Consider the following 17,869-nt stretch of genomic DNA (forward strand, 5'->3'; position numbering starts at 1 on the left):
TGAGCGGATCCCTCTTGACAATACCTCCGGCGGTAGATAAGGCGCCCGTCAGTACCTTGTCGTCACCGGCGGGTGGGACGTGGAACAATCGACAACAGGCTCACCGGTGTCAACAGCGAGCAGGAGACAGAGCACGATGCGTATCGGAGTTCTCACCGCAGGCGGCGACTGCCCTGGCCTGAACGCAGTGATCCGGTCGGTCGTGCACCGAGCGGTCGCCCTGTACGGCGACGAGGTGATCGGCTTCGAGGACGGTTACGCCGGCCTCCTGGACGGCCGCTACCGCGCCTTGGACCTGAACGCCGTCAGCGGCATCCTGGCCCGCGGCGGCACCATTCTCGGCTCCTCCCGCCTGGAGCGCGACCGGCTGCGCGAGGCGTGCGAGAACGCCGCCGACATCGCCCGTGACTTCGGAATCGACGCGCTGATCCCGATCGGCGGCGAGGGCACCCTCACCGCGGCCCGCATGCTCTCCGACGCCGGTCTGCCGGTGGTCGGCGTACCGAAGACGATCGACAACGACATCTCCTCCACCGACCGCACCTTCGGTTTCGACACCGCCGTCGGGGTCGCCACCGAGGCGATGGACCGGCTGAAGACGACCGCCGAGTCGCACCAGCGCGTGATGGTCGTCGAGGTCATGGGCCGGCACGCGGGCTGGATCGCGCTGGAGTCCGGCATGGCGGCCGGCGCGCACGGCATCTGCCTGCCCGAGCGGCCCTTCGACCCGGCCGACCTGGTCAAGATGGTCGAGGAGCGCTTCGCCCGCGGCAAGAAGTTCGCGGTGATCTGCGTCGCCGAGGGCGCCCACCCCGCCGAGGGGTCCATGGACTACGGCCACGGCGCGATCGACCAGTTCGGCCACGAGCGCTTCCAGGGCATCGGCACGGCGCTGGCGTACGAGCTGGAGCGGCGGCTCGGCAAGGAGGCCAAGCCGGTCATCCTCGGCCACATCCAGCGCGGCGGCACGCCGACCGCGTACGACCGGGTGCTCGCCACCCGCTTCGGCTGGCACGCGGTGGAGGCCGCGCACCGGGGCGACTTCGGCCGGATGACCGCGCTGCGCGGCACGGACGTGGTGATGGTGCCGCTGGCCGAGGCCGTGACCGAGCTGAAGACGGTCCCGAAGGACCGGATGGACGAGGCCGAGTCGGTCTTCTAGGGTCTGTCTGACAAATCCGCGTCGTCCGCCCGGAGGGCGGCGGGTCCGGGAGTCGTCGGCGGGCCGTGGGGTTCACCGGCCGTCGTCCTTCTCCACCGCCGTCCAGAAGTGCTCCAGTATCCGGTCGAGCAGAGCGCGGCCGGCCGCGCCGGAGTCGGCTCGGCCGCCCCGGCCGAGGGTGGCGGTCATCAGCCCCTGGTACTCGCCGTGCAGCCGGTCGAGGACGCTCTCCAGGGTGCCCCGGTCCAGGGGGACGAGCTTGGCGATCTGGCGGACGTGCCCCGGCCGGCGGGTGGTGACGGCGGAGCGCAGCAGTTCGGTGAGGCGGGGGTCGCGGCCGGTGACGGTGACGAAGTCGGGCAGGGTCAGGCCGAGCACCCCGGCGAGCGCCGTCGCCTGCCGCTCGCTGCCGCGCCAGGTGTCCGACTCCTCCATCCGCAGATAGACGTCGGTGTCCAGCCCCGCGCCGCGGGCCACGTCCTCGGGGGCCAGACCGCTCACGACGCGGTGCTCGCGCAGTGTCCGGGGCCGGGCGCGGAGATCGGCGGGGGAGCACCACAGGACGCCCGCGAGGGCGGTCACCTCCGCGGTGCCGGGGGAGACCTCCCCGCGTTCCCAGGCGATCACGAGGTCCGGGCCGACGTACGGCAGCCCGTACGAGACCCGCAGGTCATGGGCGACCCGTTCGGGCCCCATGCCGAGTGCGGCGCGGAGCCGGCGGGCGGCGGTGGCGTTGAACGGGGGGCCGGACTGGTCCGGTCGGGCTGAGGGTCGGCGCACGCGCCTCAAGGTAGGGGCCGACGGCCGCGCTGACTACCGTCCGTCCGGCCAGGAACACGGATTGTGGGAACGTACGGTGGTAAGAGCGCGCGCCGGAGCGCGCGGGGCCGCCCGAGTCGCTCCCTGTGCCCCCCTCGCGCCCCCGTGCCGCCTCTGTTCCCCATGCTCCCTCGCGTGTCACCCCTTGACCGCCCCGCCCAGCGCGAAGCCGCCGCCGAGCCGCCGGGAGATCAGTACGTAGAGCAGGATCACCGGCGTCGAGTAGACGATCGAGAACGCCGCGAGCTGCCCGTACGCCACCATGCCCCGGTTGCCGAAGAACTCGTTGATGCTGACCGAGGCCGGCATCTGGTCCGGGGTGAGCAGCAGCATGAACGGGACGAAGAAGTTCCCCCACATCATCACGAACGAGAACACCGTCACCACCGCGACGCCGGGCCCCATCAGCGGCAGCACGATGCGCAGCAGGGACTGCGGGGCGGACGCGCCGTCGGTCCACGCCGCCTCCTCCAGCTCCCTGGGCACCCCGTCCATGAAGTTCTTCATCAGCCAGATGGCGAAGGGGAGCTGGGAGGCGGCGAAGAAGAAGATGGTGCCGTGCAGGGTGTCGATCAGGTCGGTCCGTACGAACAGCGCGTAGACCGGCACCATGACCGCCGTGATCGGCAGGCTGGTGGCGAACAGGACGGTCAGCAGGAACGGCCGGTTCAGCCGGGACCGGAACCGGGAGAGCGGATAGGCCGCGAGGGCCGCGCACGCCACCGTCAGCGCGGTCGCGCCGCCGCACAGGATCATGCTGTTGAGCAGCGGGGTGAGGGTGATCTCGGCGGTGAGGATCGCGTCGAAGTGGCCGAGGGTCAGTCCGTCCGGGGCCTTCACCCGCAGGCTCGCGCGCGGGTCGAGGGCGGACAGGACCACCCAGAGCAGGGGCAGCGCGAACGCGGCGGCGGCCACCAGCAGCCCCGCGTCGGCCGCCAGCCGGCGCCGGGAACGGCGGGCGGCGGGGGAACGGCGGGCGGCGGGGGAGCGGCGGGCCGCGGTGGTGCGGCGGGGGGTGGCGGCCATGGTGGCTCAGACCTCCGTCCGCAGCAGGCGCAGATACACGGCCGAGAAGAGCGAGCCGATCAGCAACAGCAGCAGCGCGACCGCCGTGCCGTAGCCGATCAGGCTGTTCTGGAACGCCTGCTCGTACATGAACAGCGGCAGCGTCTGGCTCTTGCCGCTCGGGCCGCCGCGGGTCATCACCCAGATCAGCCCGAAGACCGAGAGGGTCTGGAGGGTGTTGAGCATGAGGTTGGTGCCGATGGAGCGGCGGATCATCGGCAGCGTGATGTGCCACAGGCGGCGCAGGCCCCCGGCGCCGTCCACCTCGGCGGCCTCCGTGACCTCCTTCGGGATCTCGTCCAGCGCGGCGGAGTACACGAGCATCGAGAAGGCCGTGCCCCGCCACACGTTGGCGAAGGAGACCGCCAGGATCGGCAGGGTGAACAGCCAGTTCTGCGCGGGCAGATGGAGCTGCTCCAGGATGGCGTTGAGGGTGCCCTCGCGGCGGAAGAAGGCGTACAGCAGGAACCCGGCGACCACCTCGGGCAGCACCCAGGCGGTGACGACGATCCCGCCGGTCAGCGTGCGCACCGGCTTGGAGGCGCGCCGCATCAGCACGGCCAGCGCGAGCCCCAGGGTGTTCTGCCCGATCAGCGACGACACCACCGTGAACACCAGCGTCAGCCGTACGGCGTTGCGGAAGGCCTCGTCCTGGAAGGCGCGGCGGAAGTTGTCCAGGCCGACGAAGGACTCCTCGGCCTGCCCGGTGAGCTGGAGGTCGGTGAAGGCGATGACGACGCAGTAGGCGATCGGGCCGGCGAGGAAGAGGACCAGCAGGACGACGGCGGGGGCCAGCGGCAGAGTCCTCGTGAGTGAGCGGGTCGGTGAGCGGGTCGGTGAGCGGCGCGGGCCGCTCACCGCTGGACCACCTCGCCGCCGGCGGCCTCCTTCAGTGCCTCGTCGTAGCCGCGCGCCGCCTCCGCCACCGACCTCTCGCCCGTGGTCACGCCCTCCATGGCCTCCTGTACGGCGACGGAGACCCTCGGGTAGGCCGGGTAGGCGGGCCGGTAGTGGGTGTCGGCGACCAGGTCGGTGAAGAACTCGATGCTGGGCTGGGCGCCGAGGTAGGCGGGGTCGGCGGCGACGTCCTCGCGGACGGCGATGCCGGAGTTGACCAGGTACCACTTCTGGGCGTTGGCCTTGGTCTGCATGGTCTCGATGAACTCGAAGGCCAGGTCGGGGTTGCCCGCCTTGGCCGGGATCGCCCAGGCCCAGCCGCCGGACATGCTGACCCTGCCCGGGGCCTGCCCGTCCCGGGTGGGCATCGCGGCGAGCCCCAGTTCCTTCGACCACTCGGGCCACTCGTGTCCGCTGCCCGGCAGCCAGTCCTGAGGCAGCCAGGAGCCGTCGAGCGCGATGCCGAGCCTGCCCTCGGGCAGCAGCTCACCGCGGACCCGGGTGGCGAAGTTCGGGTCCAGGGCGTCGGAGACGTCGGGGCCGAGCCCTGCCTCGTAGACCGTCTCGACGAAGGCGAGGGCGTCCCGGAAACCCTGCCCCGCGGTGATCCACTTCTTCGACGCCTTGTCGTACATCGGGTCCGCCGGGCTGGAGGTGGCGTCGGCGGTGCCGTACAGCAGCATCTGGAAGCCCTGCATGGTGGCCGCCTCGCCCGCCGGTTTGCCGGTGTAGACGTTGAGCGGGATGACGCCGGGGACCTTCTCCTTGATGGTGCGGGCGGCGGCGAGGATGTCGTCCCAGGTCTCCGGCTGCCAGTCGGCGGGCAGTCCGGCCTCGGCGAAGACGTCCTTGCCGAACCACAGCCCGCGGGTGTCCGTCCCGTCCGGGACGCCGTACGTCCTGCCGTCCTCGCCCCTGGCCGCCGCCTTCGCGCTGCCGATGAACCGGTCCCAGTCCTTCCACTCGGCGAGGTAGGGGTCCAGGGGCCTCAGATAGCCGCTGGTGATGTCCGAGTTGATGAGGAAGGTGTCCTCGTACACCAGGTCCGGCGCGGTCTTGGGCGAGCGCAGCATCTGCTGGACCTTGGTGTAGTACTCCGAGTCCGGCGCCTTGATCGGGATCAGCTCGACCTTCTTGCCGGGATGCGCCTTCTCGAACTGCTGTCTGATGCCGGCGAGGTAGGTGTCCATCACCTTGACGGAGTTGTCCGTGGACTGCTTGAAGGAGACCTTCAACGTGTCGGGATCGCCGCCGGAGCCGCCTGAGCACGCGCTGAGGGCGGTGGCGGCGAGCGTGGCGGCGAGGAGCAGGGCTGCTGGGCGGATGCACACGGGCATGACCTCCAGGTGGCCTACAGCGTGCTGGCCGGAAGTTCCTGCCCAGTGAACGTAAGAGGCGTGGTCCGTTCAGGTCAATGAGCGTGCGGGGGCGCGGAGTTCACGGGCGACCGCTCTCCCACCGGTACTGCAGCTCCGGCCGCCCCACCGCCCCGTACTGCGGTCGGCGGGCCGCGCGGCCGGTGTCGACGAGGTGTTCGAGGTAGCGGCGGGCGGTGATGCGGGAGATGCCGACGGCCTCGGCGACACCCGTCGCCGTCAGCCCCTCGGGGCGGTCCCGCAGCGCGTGTGTCACCCGTTCCAGGGTGGGCGCGCTCAGCCCCTTCGGCAGCGCGGCCGGACCCGGGGCCCGCAGGGTGGCCAGCGCCCGGTCGACCTCGTCCTGGCCGCTGGCCTCGCCCGCCGCCTGCCGGAACTCGGCGTACCGGACGAGCCGGTCGCGCAGGGTCGCGAAGGTGAACGGCTTCAGTACGTACTGGACGACGCCGAGGGAGACGCCCTCCCGCACCACGGTCAGGTCCCGCGCCGAGGTGACCGCGATGACGTCGGCGTGGTGCCCGGCCGCCCGCAGCGAGCGGGCCAGTTGCAGGCCGTGCACGTCCGGCAGGTGCAGGTCGAGCAGGAGCAGGTCCACCGGCGTGCGGTCGAGCACCCGCCGGGCCTCGGCGCCCGAGTGGGCCTTGCCGACGGCCGTGAAACCCGGCACCCGGCCGACGTACAGCACATGCGCGTCGGCGGCGACGGGGTCGTCCTCGACGACCAGGACGCGGATGGGGTCCCGGTCCTCCGTCACGCCCGGCCCCCGGCGGGCGCCGCGCCCGAGCGGCCGGCGGTCCCGGAGCGGTCGGCGGTCAGGGGCAGCCGGGCCTCGAAGACCGCCCCGCCGCCCTCGGCCGCCGTCACCGTCAGCGTGCCGCCGTGCCGGTGCACCGCCTGCCGCACCAGCGCCAGCCCGAGGCCCCGCCCGCCGGGACCGGCCGGCTTGGTGGTGAACCCGCGCTGGAAGACGAGGCCCGCGTGGGCCGGGTCCACCCCCGCCCCGGTGTCGCGGACCCGCGTGACCAGTTCGCCGCCGGCCGTGTACGCCGTCACCGTCACCCGCGCCGGGACGGCGCCCTGCGCCGCGTCCACCGCGTTGTCGACCAGGTTGCCGAGGATGGTCACCAGGTCCCGCGAGGACAGCGACGGCGGCAGCAGCCCGTCGTCCAGCCGGGAGTCGGGCGACACCACCAGCTCCACGCCCCGCTCGTTGGCCTGCGCGGTCTTGCCGAGCAGCAGCGCCGCGAGGACCGGCTCGCTGACCGCCGCCACCACCTGGTCGGTGAGCGCCTGCGCCAGTTCCAGCTCGGCCGTCGCGAACTCCACCGCCGCCGCGGCCCGCCCCAGCTCGATCAGCGAGACGACCGTGTGCAGCCGGTTCGCCGCCTCGTGGGCCTGCGAGCGCAGCGCCTGGGTGAAACCGCGCTCGGAGTTCAGCTCGCCCATCAGGGACTGGAGCTGGGTGACGTCCCGCAGGGTCACCACCGTGCCGCGCCGCTCACCGCCGGAGACCGGCGAGGTGTTGACGACGAGCACCCGGTCCGCGGTCAGATGCACCTCGTCCACCCGCTGCTCGGAGGCGAGCAGCGCCCCGGTGAGCTGGGCCGGCAGCCCGAGGTCGGCCACCGAGGCGCCGACCACGTCCCCGCCCACGCCGAGCAGCTCCCGGCCGCCGTCGTTGATCAGCGCGACCCGGTACTGCCCGTCCAGCATCAGCAGCCCCTCCCGTACCGCGTGCAGCGCGGCCTGGTGGTAGTCGTGCACATGGCTCAGCTCGGCCGCGTTCATGCCGTGGGTGTGCCGGCGCAGCCGGGCGTTGATCACGTACGTGCCGACCGCGCCGAGCACCAGGGCGCCGCCCGCGACGGCGAGCAGGGCGGTGAGCTGCTCCTGCGCCTGCTTGCTGATCTCCTCGACCTTTATGCCGGCGCTGACCAGGCCGACCGTGCGCCCGCCGTCCCGGACCGGGGTGACCGCGCGGACCGACGGACCGAGCGTGCCGGTGTAGGTCTCGGTGAAGGTGCGGCCCGCGAGCGCCGGTTCGATGTGGCCGCGGAAGCGCAGGCCGATCTGCTCCTCGTCGGGGTGGGTCCAGCGGATGCCCTCGGGGCTCATGATCGTGACGAAGTCGACGTCGGTGTCCCGCATGACCCGTACCGCGTACGGCTGGAGCCCGGCCGTCGGGTCGCCGGTGCCGATCGCCTCCCGCACGGACGGCGAGTCCGCCATCGACAGGGCGACCGCCCTGGCCTCCCGCCCGGCCGCGGCCTCGGCCTGCCGCCGGTCGCTGACGTAGGTGAACAGCGCGTATCCGGCCACCACGACCGCGATCAGCACCGCCTGCATGGCGAAGAGCTGCCCGGCCAGACTGCGGGGACGGAGGACGGGAAGGCGCATGCGGTCAGTCTCCACCCTTGGCCGATTGTGAACTAAATGAACGCAAGGGTGACCGCGCTCACACGGCGGGAGATAGTCACCGAGTTCCCCACCCCCGGACGTGAGCCGCACGCCGGTGACATCGACGTCGCCAAGGAGGGCCGCCGTGACCAGCGCAGCCGATACGGCACCAGCCGCACCCCCCGCCAAGCGGGACCGCACGCACTATCTCTACCTCGCGGTGATCGTCGCGGTCGCCCTCGGTATCGCCGTCGGCCTGATCGCCCCCGACTTCGCGGTCGAGCTGAAGCCCATCGGCACCGGCTTCGTCAACCTGATCAAGATGATGATCTCGCCGATCATCTTCTGCACGATCGTGCTGGGCATCGGTTCGGTGCGCAAGGCCGCCAAGGTCGGCGCGGTGGGCGGCATCGCGCTCGTCTACTTCATGGTGATGTCGCTGGTCGCCCTCGCGATCGGCCTGATCGTCGGCAACATCCTCGACCCGGGCACCGGCCTCGCGCTCACCGACGCCGTCAAGGAGACCGGCCACGCGCAGGTCGACGCCGAGGCCAAGAACACCACCGACTTCCTGCTCGGCATCATCCCGACCACGATCGTCTCCGCCTTCACCGAGGGCGAGGTCCTCCAGACCCTGCTGATCGCCCTGCTCTGCGGCTTCGCGCTGCAGGCGATGGGGAAGGCCGGCCGGCCGGTGCTGCGCGGCGTCGAGCACATCCAGCGCCTGGTCTTCCGCGTCCTCGCCATGATCATGTGGGCCGCCCCGGTCGGCGCCTTCGGCGCGATGGCGGCGGTCACCGGCTCGGCCGGCGTGGACGCGCTCAAGAGCCTGGCCGTGCTGATGCTCGGCTTCTACGTCACCTGCGTCCTCTTCGTCTTCCTCGTGCTCGGCGTCCTGCTGCGGGTCTGCACCGGCGTCAACGCCTTCTCGCTCTTCAAGTACCTGGGCCGCGAGTTCCTGCTGATCCTCTCCACCTCCTCCTCGGAGTCGGCGCTGCCGCGTCTGATCGCCAAGATGGAGCACCTGGGCGTCAGCAAGCCGGTGGTCGGCATCACCGTCCCGACCGGCTACTCCTTCAACCTCGACGGCACCATGATCTACATGACCATGGCCTCGCTGTTCATCGCCGACGCCATGGGCACCCCGATGTCGCTCGGTGAGCAGATCCCGCTGCTGCTCTTCCTCTTCGTCGCCTCCAAGGGCGCCGCCGGTGTCACCGGCGCGGGCCTCGCGACCCTGGCCGGCGGTCTCCAGTCGCACAAGCCCGCCCTGGTGGACGGCATCGGCCTGATCGTCGGCATCGACCGCTTCATGAGCGAGGCGCGGGCCCTGACCAACTTCGCGGGCAACGCCGTCGCCACCGTCCTGATCGGCACCTGGACCAAGGAGATCGACCGGGCCCGGGTGGACGAGGTGCTGGCCGGCCGGATCCCGTTCGACGAGAAGACGCTGCTGGACGACGGCGACGGCGGCCAGGACGACGACTCCGCGGAGCTGCCCGAGCAGGGCGGCGACAAGGAGCTGGCCAGGGCCTGACCCCGGCCCGGCACCCCCCGGACCCCGGGCGGCTGAGACTCCCCCCGTTGCTCAGCCGCCCGGCCTTCTCCTTCCCGCCCGCGGGCCCGGCCGGCCCCGCGCTCTTGCCTTGACGCCCGCGTCAAGGCATACCTTCGTCTCCATGCGAATCGGCGAGCTGGCCGCACGCGCCGGGACCACGACGCGCACGCTGCGGTACTACGAGACGCGGGGGCTGCTGCCCGCGCGGCGGGACGGGCAGGGGCACCGCACCTACGACGAGGGCGACCTCAGGCTGCTGGAGCAGATCCGCACCCTGCGGGACTTCGGGTTCGACCTGGAGGAGACCCGGCCGTTCGTGGAGTGTCTGCGGGCCGGTCACCCCGAGGGCGACGCCTGCCCGGCCTCCCTCGCGGTCTACCGCCGCAAGCTGGCGGAGCTGGACGCGCTGATCGGCGAGTTGAGCGGGGTGCGGTCCACGGTGGCCGCACAGCTCGCGCGGGCCGAGCTGGCCGCCGAGGCATCGGTTCCGGGGGGTCCGGAACCGGTCTGTGAACTGGGAGGGCGAACGCTATGAGCAAGGCGAGCGGCGTGGCAGAGGTGACCGACGCGGATTTCGCGACGGAGGTGATCGGAGCGGACCTGCCGGTGCTGGTGGAGTTCACCGCCGACTGGTGCCCGCCGTGCCGGCAGATGGCGCCGGTGCTCAGCGCGCTGGCCGTCGAGGAGGCGGACCGGTTCCGGGTGGTCCAGCTCAATGTGGACGAGAATCCGGTGACCACGAACGCCTACAAGGTGCTGTCGATGCCGACCTTCATGGTGTTCCGCGACGGTGAGCCCGTGCGGTCGATGGTGGGCGCCCGGCCCAAGCGGCGGCTGCTGGAAGAGCTGGCCGACGTCGTCTGACGAGCCCGCCCGGAAACAACGAAACCCCCGAGCAATTGCGCTCGGGGGTTTTTCCCGCGTACCTTAGACCATTCGCGACTTTATACAGATACGAGTCGCGAAGAAGTTCATGGGAACAGTATATCCGGGCGGGAGTGGAATTGTCAAACACCGAATTTCCGGACGATGAATTGCGCAAGGAGCAGGAATTCATCGACGGACTGTACGCGCGCGTGGACGCGCTGATCGGCGACACCGAGAGCGCCGTGGGAGACGCGCTCGCGCAGGGCAGCACCCCGATGCAGGCCCGGCTGGAGCGGGACATCCTGGTCGCCGAGCGCTCCGGGCTGCTCGACGCGCTGAACGCGGTGGACGGCTCGCTCTGCTTCGGGCGGATCGACCTCACCGGCGGGAAGATCCACCACATCGGCCGGATCGGGCTGCGCGCCGACGACACCGAGCGCACCCCGGTCCTGATCGACTGGCGGGCCGAGGTCGCCCGCCCCTTCTACCTGGCCACCGGGCACACCCCGATGGGCCTGCGCCGCCGCCGGCACATCGGATGCGAGGGCCGCCGGGTCACCGGTCTGCACGACGAGATCCTCGACCTCGGCGACCGGACGCGCACCGGCCACGAGGACCCGTCCGGCGACGCCGTGCTGCTCGCCGCGGTGAACTCCGCGCGCACCGGCCGCATGGGCGACATCGTGCGGACCATCCAGGCCGACCAGGACCGCGTCATCCGCGCCCCGCACCGCGGGGTGCTGGTCGTCGAGGGCGGCCCCGGCACCGGCAAGACGGCCGTCGCCCTGCACCGCGCCGCCTACCTCCTCTACGAGCACCGCGAACTGCTCGCCAGGCGCGCCGTCCTCATCGTCGGCCCCAACCCCGCCTTCCTCGGTTACATCGGCGAGGTGCTGCCCTCCCTCGGCGAGACCGGCGTACTCCTCGCCACCGTCGGCGAACTCTTCCCCGGCGTGCGGGCGACCGGCACCGACACCCCCGAGGCGGCGGCCGTGAAGGGCCGCGCGGAGATGGCGGACGTCCTCGCCGAGGTGGTCCGCGCCCGGCAGGCACTGCCCGACCCGGTGATCGCCATCGAGCACGACCGCGAGATCCTCATGCTCGACGACGACCTGGTCAACGTGGCCCGGACCCGCACCCGGGACGCCGCGCTGCCGCACAACGCGGCCCGCGAGCACTTCGAGGGCCACATCCTCAACACGCTCACCGACATGGTCGCCGAACGCATCGGCACCGACCCCTTCGACGGCAGCAACCTCCTCGACCCCAGCGACCTCACCCAGATCCGCGACGAACTCGCCGAGAACCCGGAGGTGTGGTCGGCGATCGACGCGCTCTGGCCCCGGATCACCCCGCAGCGGCTGCTCGCCGACTTCCTCGCCGCGCCGGAGGAGTTCCTGCCCGCCGGGGACGCCGCCGCCGTACGCCGCCGGGTCACCCGGCGCTGGAGCACGGCCGACGTGCCCCTGCTGGACGAGGCCGCCGAACTCCTCGGCGAGGACGACCGCACCGCCCGGCTGCACGCCGAGCGGGAACGGGAGACGCAGGTCGCCTACGCGCAGGGCGTCCTCGACGTGTCGTACGCCTCGCGGACCTACGAGTTCGACGACAAGGACGAGGAGGACTCCGAGATCCTCTCCGCGCACGACATCATCGACGCGGAGCGGTTCGCCGAGCGCCAGGAGGAGGACGACCACCGCAGCGCCGCCGAGCGGGCCGCCGCCGACCGCACCTGGGCGTTCGGCCACATCATCGTGGACGAGGCACAGGAACTGTCCCCGATGGCCTGGCGGCTGCTGATGCGGCGCAGCCCGACCCGCTCGATGACCCTGGTCGGCGACCCCGCGCAGACCGCCGAGGCGGCCGGCGTCGGCTCCTGGTCGAAGATCCTCGCCCCCTACGTCGAGGACCGCTGGGAGCACACCCGGCTCGGCGTCAACTACCGCACCCCCGCCGAGATCATGGACCTGGCGGCCGCCGTGGTCCGCGCCGAGGACCCGTCCTTCGAACCCCCCGGCTCGGTGCGGGCCACGGGCGTACGGCCCTGGATCCGCGCCACCGGGGACCTCCCGGCGGCGGTGGCCGGGGCGGTACGCGAACTCACCCCCGAGGAGGGCCGCCTCGCCGTCATCGCCCCGCGCGAACTGCACTCGGCGCTGGCCGCCCGGCTGGACGGCGTGACGGCCGGCGCCGAGCCGGACCTGACGAAGAACGTCGTCCTGCTCGACCCCCGCCAGTCCAAGGGCCTGGAGTTCGACTCCGTCCTCGTGGTCGAGCCGGGCCGCTACGGCACCAGCGACCTGTACGTGGCCCTGACCCGCGCCACCCAGCGGCTCGGCGTCCTGCACACCGGGCCGCTGCCGAAGGGACTGGCCGCCGCCTGAGCGGCCGGACCCGGAACGGGTCCTACGCCGGGCGCAGCCACAGGGTCGCCAGGGGTGGCAGGGTCAGCCGGATGCTCGCCGGGCGGCCGTGCCAGCCCTGGGGTTCCGGCTTGACCGGGTCGGTGCGGGTGACGTCGGAGCCGCCGTAGCGGGCCGCGTCGGTGTTGAGGATCTCCTGCCAGGCGGGCACGTCGTCGGGGACGCCCAGGCGGTAGTCGGGGCGGACGACGGGGGAGAGGTTCGAGACCGCCAGCAGCCGGGAGCCGTCGGCGGCCACCCGCAGGAAGGCGAAGACGTTGTCCTCGGCGGCGTCGCCGACCACCCAGGCGAACCCGGCCGGGTGGGTGTCGCGCTCCCACAGCGCGGGCGTGTCCCGGTAGACGGCGTTCAGGTCCCGCACCAGGTTCTGCACGCCCCGGTGGTCGGCGTGCGCCCCGTACTCCGGGTCCAGCAGCCACCAGTCGGGGCCGTTGGTCTCCGACCACTCGGCGCCCTGGGCGAACTCCTGGCCCATGAAGAGGAGCTGTTTGCCGGGGTGGGCCCACATGAAGGCCAGGTACGCCCGGAGGTCGGCGCGCTGCCGCCACCAGTCGCCGGGCATCTTCGACACCAGTGACCGCTTGCCGTGCACCACCTCGTCGTGGCTGATCGGCAGCACGTAGTTCTCGCTGTACGCGTAGACCATCGAGAACGTCATCTCGCCGTGGTGGTAGCTGCGGTGCACCGGCTCGTGCGCCATGTACTCCAGCGAGTCGTGCATCCACCCCATGTTCCACTTCAGCCCGAACCCGAGGCCGCCGAAGCCGCTGGGGCCCTTGTGGTGGGTGGCGCGGGTGACGCCGTCCCAGGCCGTGGACTCCTCCGCGACGGTCACCACGCCCGGCACCCGCCGGTACACGGTGGCGTTCATCTCCTGGAGGAACGCCACCGCGTCCAGGTTCTCCCGGCCGCCGTGCTCGTTGGGCGTCCACTGGCCCGGCTCGCGCGAGTAGTCCAGGTAGAGCATCGAGGCGACCGCGTCGACCCGCAGGCCGTCGATGTGGAACTCCTCGCACCAGTACACGGCGTTGGCGACCAGGAAGTTGCGCACCTCCCGGCGCCCGAAGTCGAACTCCAGCGTCCCCCAGTCCGGGTGGGCGGCGCGCTGCGGGTCGGCGTGCTCGTACAGCGGGCGGCCGTCGAACTCCGCGAGCGCCCAGTCGTCGCGCGGGAAGTGGGCCGGCACCCAGTCCATCAGGACGCCGATCCCGGCCCGGTGCAGCCGGTCGACCAGGTACTTGAAGTCGTCGGGGGAGCCCAGCCGCGAGGTGGGCGCGTAGAACCCGGTGACCTGGTAGCCCCAGGAGCCGCCGAAGGGATGCTCGGCGACCGGCATCAGCTCGACGTGGGTGAAGCCGAGGTCGGCGACGTAGGCGGGGAGTTCCTCGGCCAGGTCGCGGTAGGACAGGCCCGGGCGCCAGGACGCCAGGTGCACCTCGTAGACGGAGAACGGCGCCTCGTGCGCGGGCCGGTCCGCGCGGCGGCGCAGCCACTCGTCGTCGCCCCACTCGTACCGCGAGGTGTGCACGATCGACGACGTCCGGGGCGGTACCTCGGTGTGCCGGGCCATCGGGTCGGCGCGGAAGGTGCGGGAGCCGTCGGGGCGGGTGATCTCGAACTTGTACGGTTCGCCGGCGCCGATGCCCGGCAGGAACACCTCCCACACGCCCGAGGAGCCGAGCGCGCGCATGGGGTGGCCGGTGCCGTCCCAGAAGTTGAAGCCGCCGGCCACGCGGACGCCCCGCGCGTTCGGCGCCCACACCGCGAACCGGGTGCCCGTGACACCCTGGTGGGTCGTCGGGTGCGCGCCGAGCGCCTCCCAGAGCTGTTCGTGCCGGCCCTCGCCGATCAGGTACAGGTCCAGCTCGCCCAGGGTCGGCAGGAAGCGGTAGGCGTCCTCGGTCTCCAGCACGGCACCCTCGTAGGTGACCACGAGGGAGTACTCCGGGACTTCCGGCAGCGGCAGCGGTCCCGAGAAGAACCCGTCGCCGTCGTCGCGCAGCTCGGTGCGCAGCTCTCCGGCGACGACGCTCACCGCCCGCGCGTACGGCTTGAAGACCCGCACGGCCACGCCGCCCGGCACGGGGTGGGCGCCGAGCACGGTGTGCGGATCGTGGTGCGTGCCGGCCCGCAGCCGCTCGCGGTCGGGGCCGGGCACCGCCACCCGCGCCGGTTCGGCGGGCGGCGCGCCCACCGGCGGGGCCGGCGTCCCCGGCGCGTCGGCCGGTGCCGCCTGCGCCGGTACCTGCTTGGTCGGGGTCTGCCGGGCCCCGGACGCCTGCTGCGCCGGGACCTTGCCGCCTGCCGTCTTCCTCGCGGCGGCGTTCTTCTTCTTCCGCGCGGCCTTCCCGGTCACCGCTTTCTTCGCCGCCGGCGTCGGCGGCTCGGCCTCGGGGGGCCGGTTGTCGGCCGTCTTCTTCGGGTCCGGACCGCTGGACGGGGGGCGGGGGGTCACGGAGGGGGCCTCCTCGGCGCGGGTCAGGTGGAAGGGGAGCGGGGTCAGTGCTGGTCGGGCGTGGCCAGCCGGCGTACCGCGGCGAGCGGCACCTCCAGCCAGTCGGGGCGGTTGCGGGCCTCGTAGACGACCTCGTAGACCGCCTTGTCGGTCTCGTGGGCGCGCAGCAGCACGGGGTCGGTGCGCGGGTCGGGGGCGCCGGTCTCGGCGTATCCCGTGCAGTACGCGGCGCGGCAGAGGCCGGCCCAGCCGGGGTCCGGTGAACCGGCCGCGTGCGCGGCGTAGTCGAAGGAGCGGAGCATGCCCGCGATGTCCCGGGCCGGTGGCTGCGGCAGCCGGCGTTCGGCGAGCGGCCGGGCCGGTTCGCCCTCGAAGTCGATCAGCGACCAGTTGCCGGACGGCGCGCGCAGGCACTGGCCCAGGTGCAGGTCGCCGTGGACGCGCTGGGCGGTCCAGGTACGGCCCTCGGCGGCCAGGCCGGCCAGGGCCGTGTACGCCGAGCCGAGCCCGGACGCGTACGGCCGCAGCGCCGGCACGGCGTGCACGGCCTGCTCCAGCCGGCCGGTCATGCCGGCGACCAGGTGCTCCATGGCGCTGCGGCCGAGGGTGACGGTCGGCAGGGCGCGGGCCAGCGCGGAGTGCACCTCGGCGGTGGCCCGGCCGAGCGCCCGCGCCTCGGCGGTGAAGTCCCCGCCCTTGGCCAGCTCGCGCAGGGCCAGCTCCCAGCCGTCGGCCGCGCCCCGCAGATAGGGCTGGAGGACGCCCAGCACCCAGGTCTCGCCGGCCAGGTCGGCCGCCATCCACGCGGTCGGTGCCGGTACCCGGGTGCAGCCCGCGCGGGACAGCGCCAGCGGCAGTTCCAGGTCGGGGTTGACGCCCGGCACGATCCGCCGCAGCAGCTTGAGGATGAACGTGTCTCCGTAGACCAGGGACGAGTTGGACTGCTCGGCGCCCAGCAGCCGGGGCGCCAGGCCGCCGTCGATCTCCTGCCGGGGGTCCCGCTCGAAGCGGAGCCCGCCGACGCGCGCCTGGGTGCGCAACGCCTCCAGGAGCACCTCGGCGGGCCGGGTGTCGTACAGGGCGTCGTAGACCGTGTGTCCGGTCAGGGGGCCTTGCGTCACGTGCCCGATCAGCGCGGGCGCCAACCGGGGTGGCAGCGCCTCGCGCACGCCTATGAGGAGCTGGTAGCAGTCGCCCGGCTGCTCGGGGGCGCCCGGGGCGGGGGCGGTCTGCTGATGGGCGCGCAGCACGAGGTGGTAGAGGCCGGCTCGCGTGTCGGCCGGCAGCAGCTCGGTGACGGCGACCGGTGTGAACCCGGTGACCGGCCGCCCCTTGCCGGCGAACCAGCGCTGTCGCGGCAGCCATTCGCGCAGCAGGGGGTAGAGCGAGGCGAGGAGACCGGGCGGGGTGGTGACGGTAGGGGTGACGGCTTCCGGCATGGGCTCGCGTCCTTTCCCCGGGATCGTCGGGGGTGATGATTCTCGCCTGCCCCCGGCGGGGCGGCGGAAACCGCCCCGCCTCAGGGGTTTCAGCCGGCGTCCGGGCGGAGCCGGAACCAGTAGAAGCCGTGGCCGGCGAGGGTGAGCAGGTACGGCAGTTCGCCGATCGCCGGGAAGCGGACCCCGCCGAACAGCTCGACCGGGTGCCGCCCCTCGAAGAGGCTGAGGTCCAGCTCCGTGGGCTGGGCGAAACGGGAGAAGTTGTGCACGCACAGGACCAGGTCGTCCTCGTACTCGCGCAGGAAGGCCAGTACCGCCGGGTTCGACGACGGCAGTTCGGTGTAGGTGCCGAGTCCGAAGGCCGCGTTCTGCTTGCGGATCTCGATCATCCGCCGGGTCCAGTGCAGCAGCGAGGACGGCGAGGCCATGGACGCCTCGACGTTGGTGACCTGGTAGCCGTAGACCGGGTCCATGATGGTGGGCAGGAAGAGGCGGCCCGGGTCGGACGAGGAGAACCCGGCGTTGCGGTCCGGGGTCCACTGCATCGGCGTGCGCACCGCGTCGCGGTCGCCGAGCCAGATGTTGTCGCCCATGCCGATCTCGTCGCCGTAGTACAGGATCGGCGAGCCCGGCAGGGACAGCAGCAGGGCGGTGAAGAGTTCGATCTGGTTGCGGTCGTTGTCCAGCAGCGGGGCGAGGCGGCGGCGGATGCCGATGTTGGCCCGCATCCGGGGGTCCTTCGCGTACTCCGCCCACATGTAGTCGCGCTCTTCGTCGGTGACCATCTCCAGGGTCAGCTCGTCGTGGTTGCGCAGGAAGATGCCCCACTGGCAGCTCGACGGGATCGCCGGGGTCTTGGCGAGGATCTCCGAGACGGGGTAGCGCGACTCGCGGCGCACCGCCATGAAGATGCGCGGCATGACCGGGAAGTGGAACGCCATGTGGCACTCGTCGCCGCCGGAGGCGTAGTCGCCGAAGTAGTCGACCACGTCCTCCGGCCACTGGTTGGCCTCGGCCAGCACCACGGTGTCCGGGTACTGCGCGTCGATCTCCTTGCGCACCCGCTTCAGGAAGTCGTGGGTGGCCGGGAGGTTCTCGCAGTTGGTGCCCTCCTCCTGGTACAGGTAGGGCACCGCGTCGAGGCGGAAACCGTCGATGCCGAGGTCCAGCCAGAACTTCAGGGCGGAGATCATCTCCTCCTGCACGGCCGGGTTCTCGTAGTTGAGGTCCGGCTGGTGGGAGAAGAAGCGGTGCCAGAAGTACTGCTTGCGCACCGGGTCGTACGTCCAGTTCGACGCCTCGGTGTCCACGAAGATGATCCGGGCGTCCTGGTACTGCTTGTCGTCGTCGGCCCAGACGTAGTAGTCGCCGTAGGGGCCCTCGGGGTGCTGGCGGGACTCCTGGAACCACG

General features: G+C 72.2%; 14 protein-coding genes. 5 read left to right on the forward strand and 9 right to left on the reverse strand.

Going from position 1 to position 17,869, the window contains the following annotated elements:
- Positions 1–136: 136 nt before the first annotated feature.
- Positions 137–1,162 carry an ATP-dependent 6-phosphofructokinase gene (locus ABEB00_RS07715; RefSeq protein WP_345618241.1) on the forward strand — a complete coding sequence of 342 codons (1,026 nt, stop codon included), beginning with the start codon at positions 137–139 and terminating at the stop codon, positions 1,160–1,162.
- Between the two features lie 72 nt (positions 1,163–1,234).
- On the opposite strand, the gene ABEB00_RS07720 is transcribed toward ABEB00_RS07715, so the two are convergent.
- The 6 genes from ABEB00_RS07720 to ABEB00_RS07745 all read right to left on the reverse strand — a co-directional run bounded on the left by ABEB00_RS07720 (position 1,235) and on the right by ABEB00_RS07745 (position 7,716).
- Positions 1,235–1,942, reverse strand: coding sequence for an XRE family transcriptional regulator (locus ABEB00_RS07720; protein ID WP_345618242.1), 708 nt, complete (start codon positions 1,940–1,942; stop codon positions 1,235–1,237).
- Between the two features lie 177 nt (positions 1,943–2,119).
- The gene (locus ABEB00_RS07725; protein WP_345618243.1) at positions 2,120–3,007 is read right to left on the reverse strand and encodes a carbohydrate ABC transporter permease; all 888 of its coding nucleotides are present in this window, start codon (positions 3,005–3,007) and stop codon (positions 2,120–2,122) included.
- Between the two features lie 6 nt (positions 3,008–3,013).
- Complete coding sequence (locus ABEB00_RS07730; protein ID WP_345618244.1) at positions 3,014–3,904, reverse strand: carbohydrate ABC transporter permease; 891 nt, start codon at positions 3,902–3,904, stop codon at positions 3,014–3,016.
- Positions 3,901–5,280, reverse strand: coding sequence for an extracellular solute-binding protein (locus ABEB00_RS07735; RefSeq protein WP_345618246.1), 1,380 nt, complete (start codon positions 5,278–5,280; stop codon positions 3,901–3,903). Before ABEB00_RS07735 ends, ABEB00_RS07730 begins: the two co-directional genes overlap by 4 nt.
- A gap of 100 nt (positions 5,281–5,380) precedes the next feature.
- Positions 5,381–6,073, reverse strand: a complete 693-nt coding sequence (locus ABEB00_RS07740) for a response regulator (protein ID WP_345618248.1) — start codon at positions 6,071–6,073, stop codon at positions 5,381–5,383.
- Entirely contained in the window at positions 6,070–7,716 is a 1,647-nt protein-coding gene (locus tag ABEB00_RS07745) for a sensor histidine kinase (protein ID WP_345618250.1), read from the reverse strand. The genes ABEB00_RS07740 and ABEB00_RS07745 overlap by 4 nt, the downstream gene beginning before the upstream one ends.
- A gap of 145 nt (positions 7,717–7,861) precedes the next feature.
- Between ABEB00_RS07745 and ABEB00_RS07750 the strand changes: the two genes are divergently transcribed.
- The 4 genes from ABEB00_RS07750 to ABEB00_RS07765 all read left to right on the forward strand — a co-directional run bounded on the left by ABEB00_RS07750 (position 7,862) and on the right by ABEB00_RS07765 (position 12,525).
- Positions 7,862–9,253 carry a cation:dicarboxylate symporter family transporter gene (locus tag ABEB00_RS07750; RefSeq protein ID WP_345618252.1) on the forward strand — a complete coding sequence of 464 codons (1,392 nt, stop codon included), beginning with the start codon at positions 7,862–7,864 and terminating at the stop codon, positions 9,251–9,253.
- Positions 9,254–9,395: 142 nt separating this feature from the next.
- Positions 9,396–9,809 carry a MerR family transcriptional regulator gene (locus ABEB00_RS07755; protein WP_345618253.1) on the forward strand — a complete coding sequence of 138 codons (414 nt, stop codon included), beginning with the start codon at positions 9,396–9,398 and terminating at the stop codon, positions 9,807–9,809.
- 14 nt (positions 9,810–9,823) lie between these two features.
- Complete coding sequence (locus ABEB00_RS07760) at positions 9,824–10,138, forward strand: thioredoxin family protein (RefSeq protein ID WP_345618270.1); 315 nt, start codon at positions 9,824–9,826, stop codon at positions 10,136–10,138.
- 170 nt (positions 10,139–10,308) lie between these two features.
- Positions 10,309–12,525: a HelD family protein gene (locus ABEB00_RS07765; RefSeq protein ID WP_345618255.1), complete on the forward strand. Its 2,217-nt coding sequence runs from the start codon at positions 10,309–10,311 to the stop codon at positions 12,523–12,525.
- Positions 12,526–12,547: 22 nt separating this feature from the next.
- Here ABEB00_RS07765 and glgB read toward each other — a convergent pair whose 3' ends face one another.
- From glgB to treS, 3 genes are all read right to left on the reverse strand, one after another.
- Positions 12,548–15,019, reverse strand: a complete 2,472-nt coding sequence (gene glgB / locus ABEB00_RS07770) for a 1,4-alpha-glucan branching enzyme (protein WP_345618257.1) — start codon at positions 15,017–15,019, stop codon at positions 12,548–12,550.
- Between the two features lie 44 nt (positions 15,020–15,063).
- Positions 15,064–16,458, reverse strand: a complete 1,395-nt coding sequence (locus tag ABEB00_RS07775; protein WP_345618258.1) for a maltokinase N-terminal cap-like domain-containing protein — start codon at positions 16,456–16,458, stop codon at positions 15,064–15,066.
- A gap of 89 nt (positions 16,459–16,547) precedes the next feature.
- Positions 16,548–17,869 (reverse strand): maltose alpha-D-glucosyltransferase (gene treS, locus ABEB00_RS07780; protein WP_345618260.1); only part of this gene is annotated, 1,322 nt, incomplete at its 5' end.

Source organism: Streptomyces ziwulingensis (genome assembly GCF_039542605.1).
In the GTDB taxonomy this organism is placed as follows: domain Bacteria; phylum Actinomycetota; class Actinomycetes; order Streptomycetales; family Streptomycetaceae; genus Streptomyces; species Streptomyces ziwulingensis.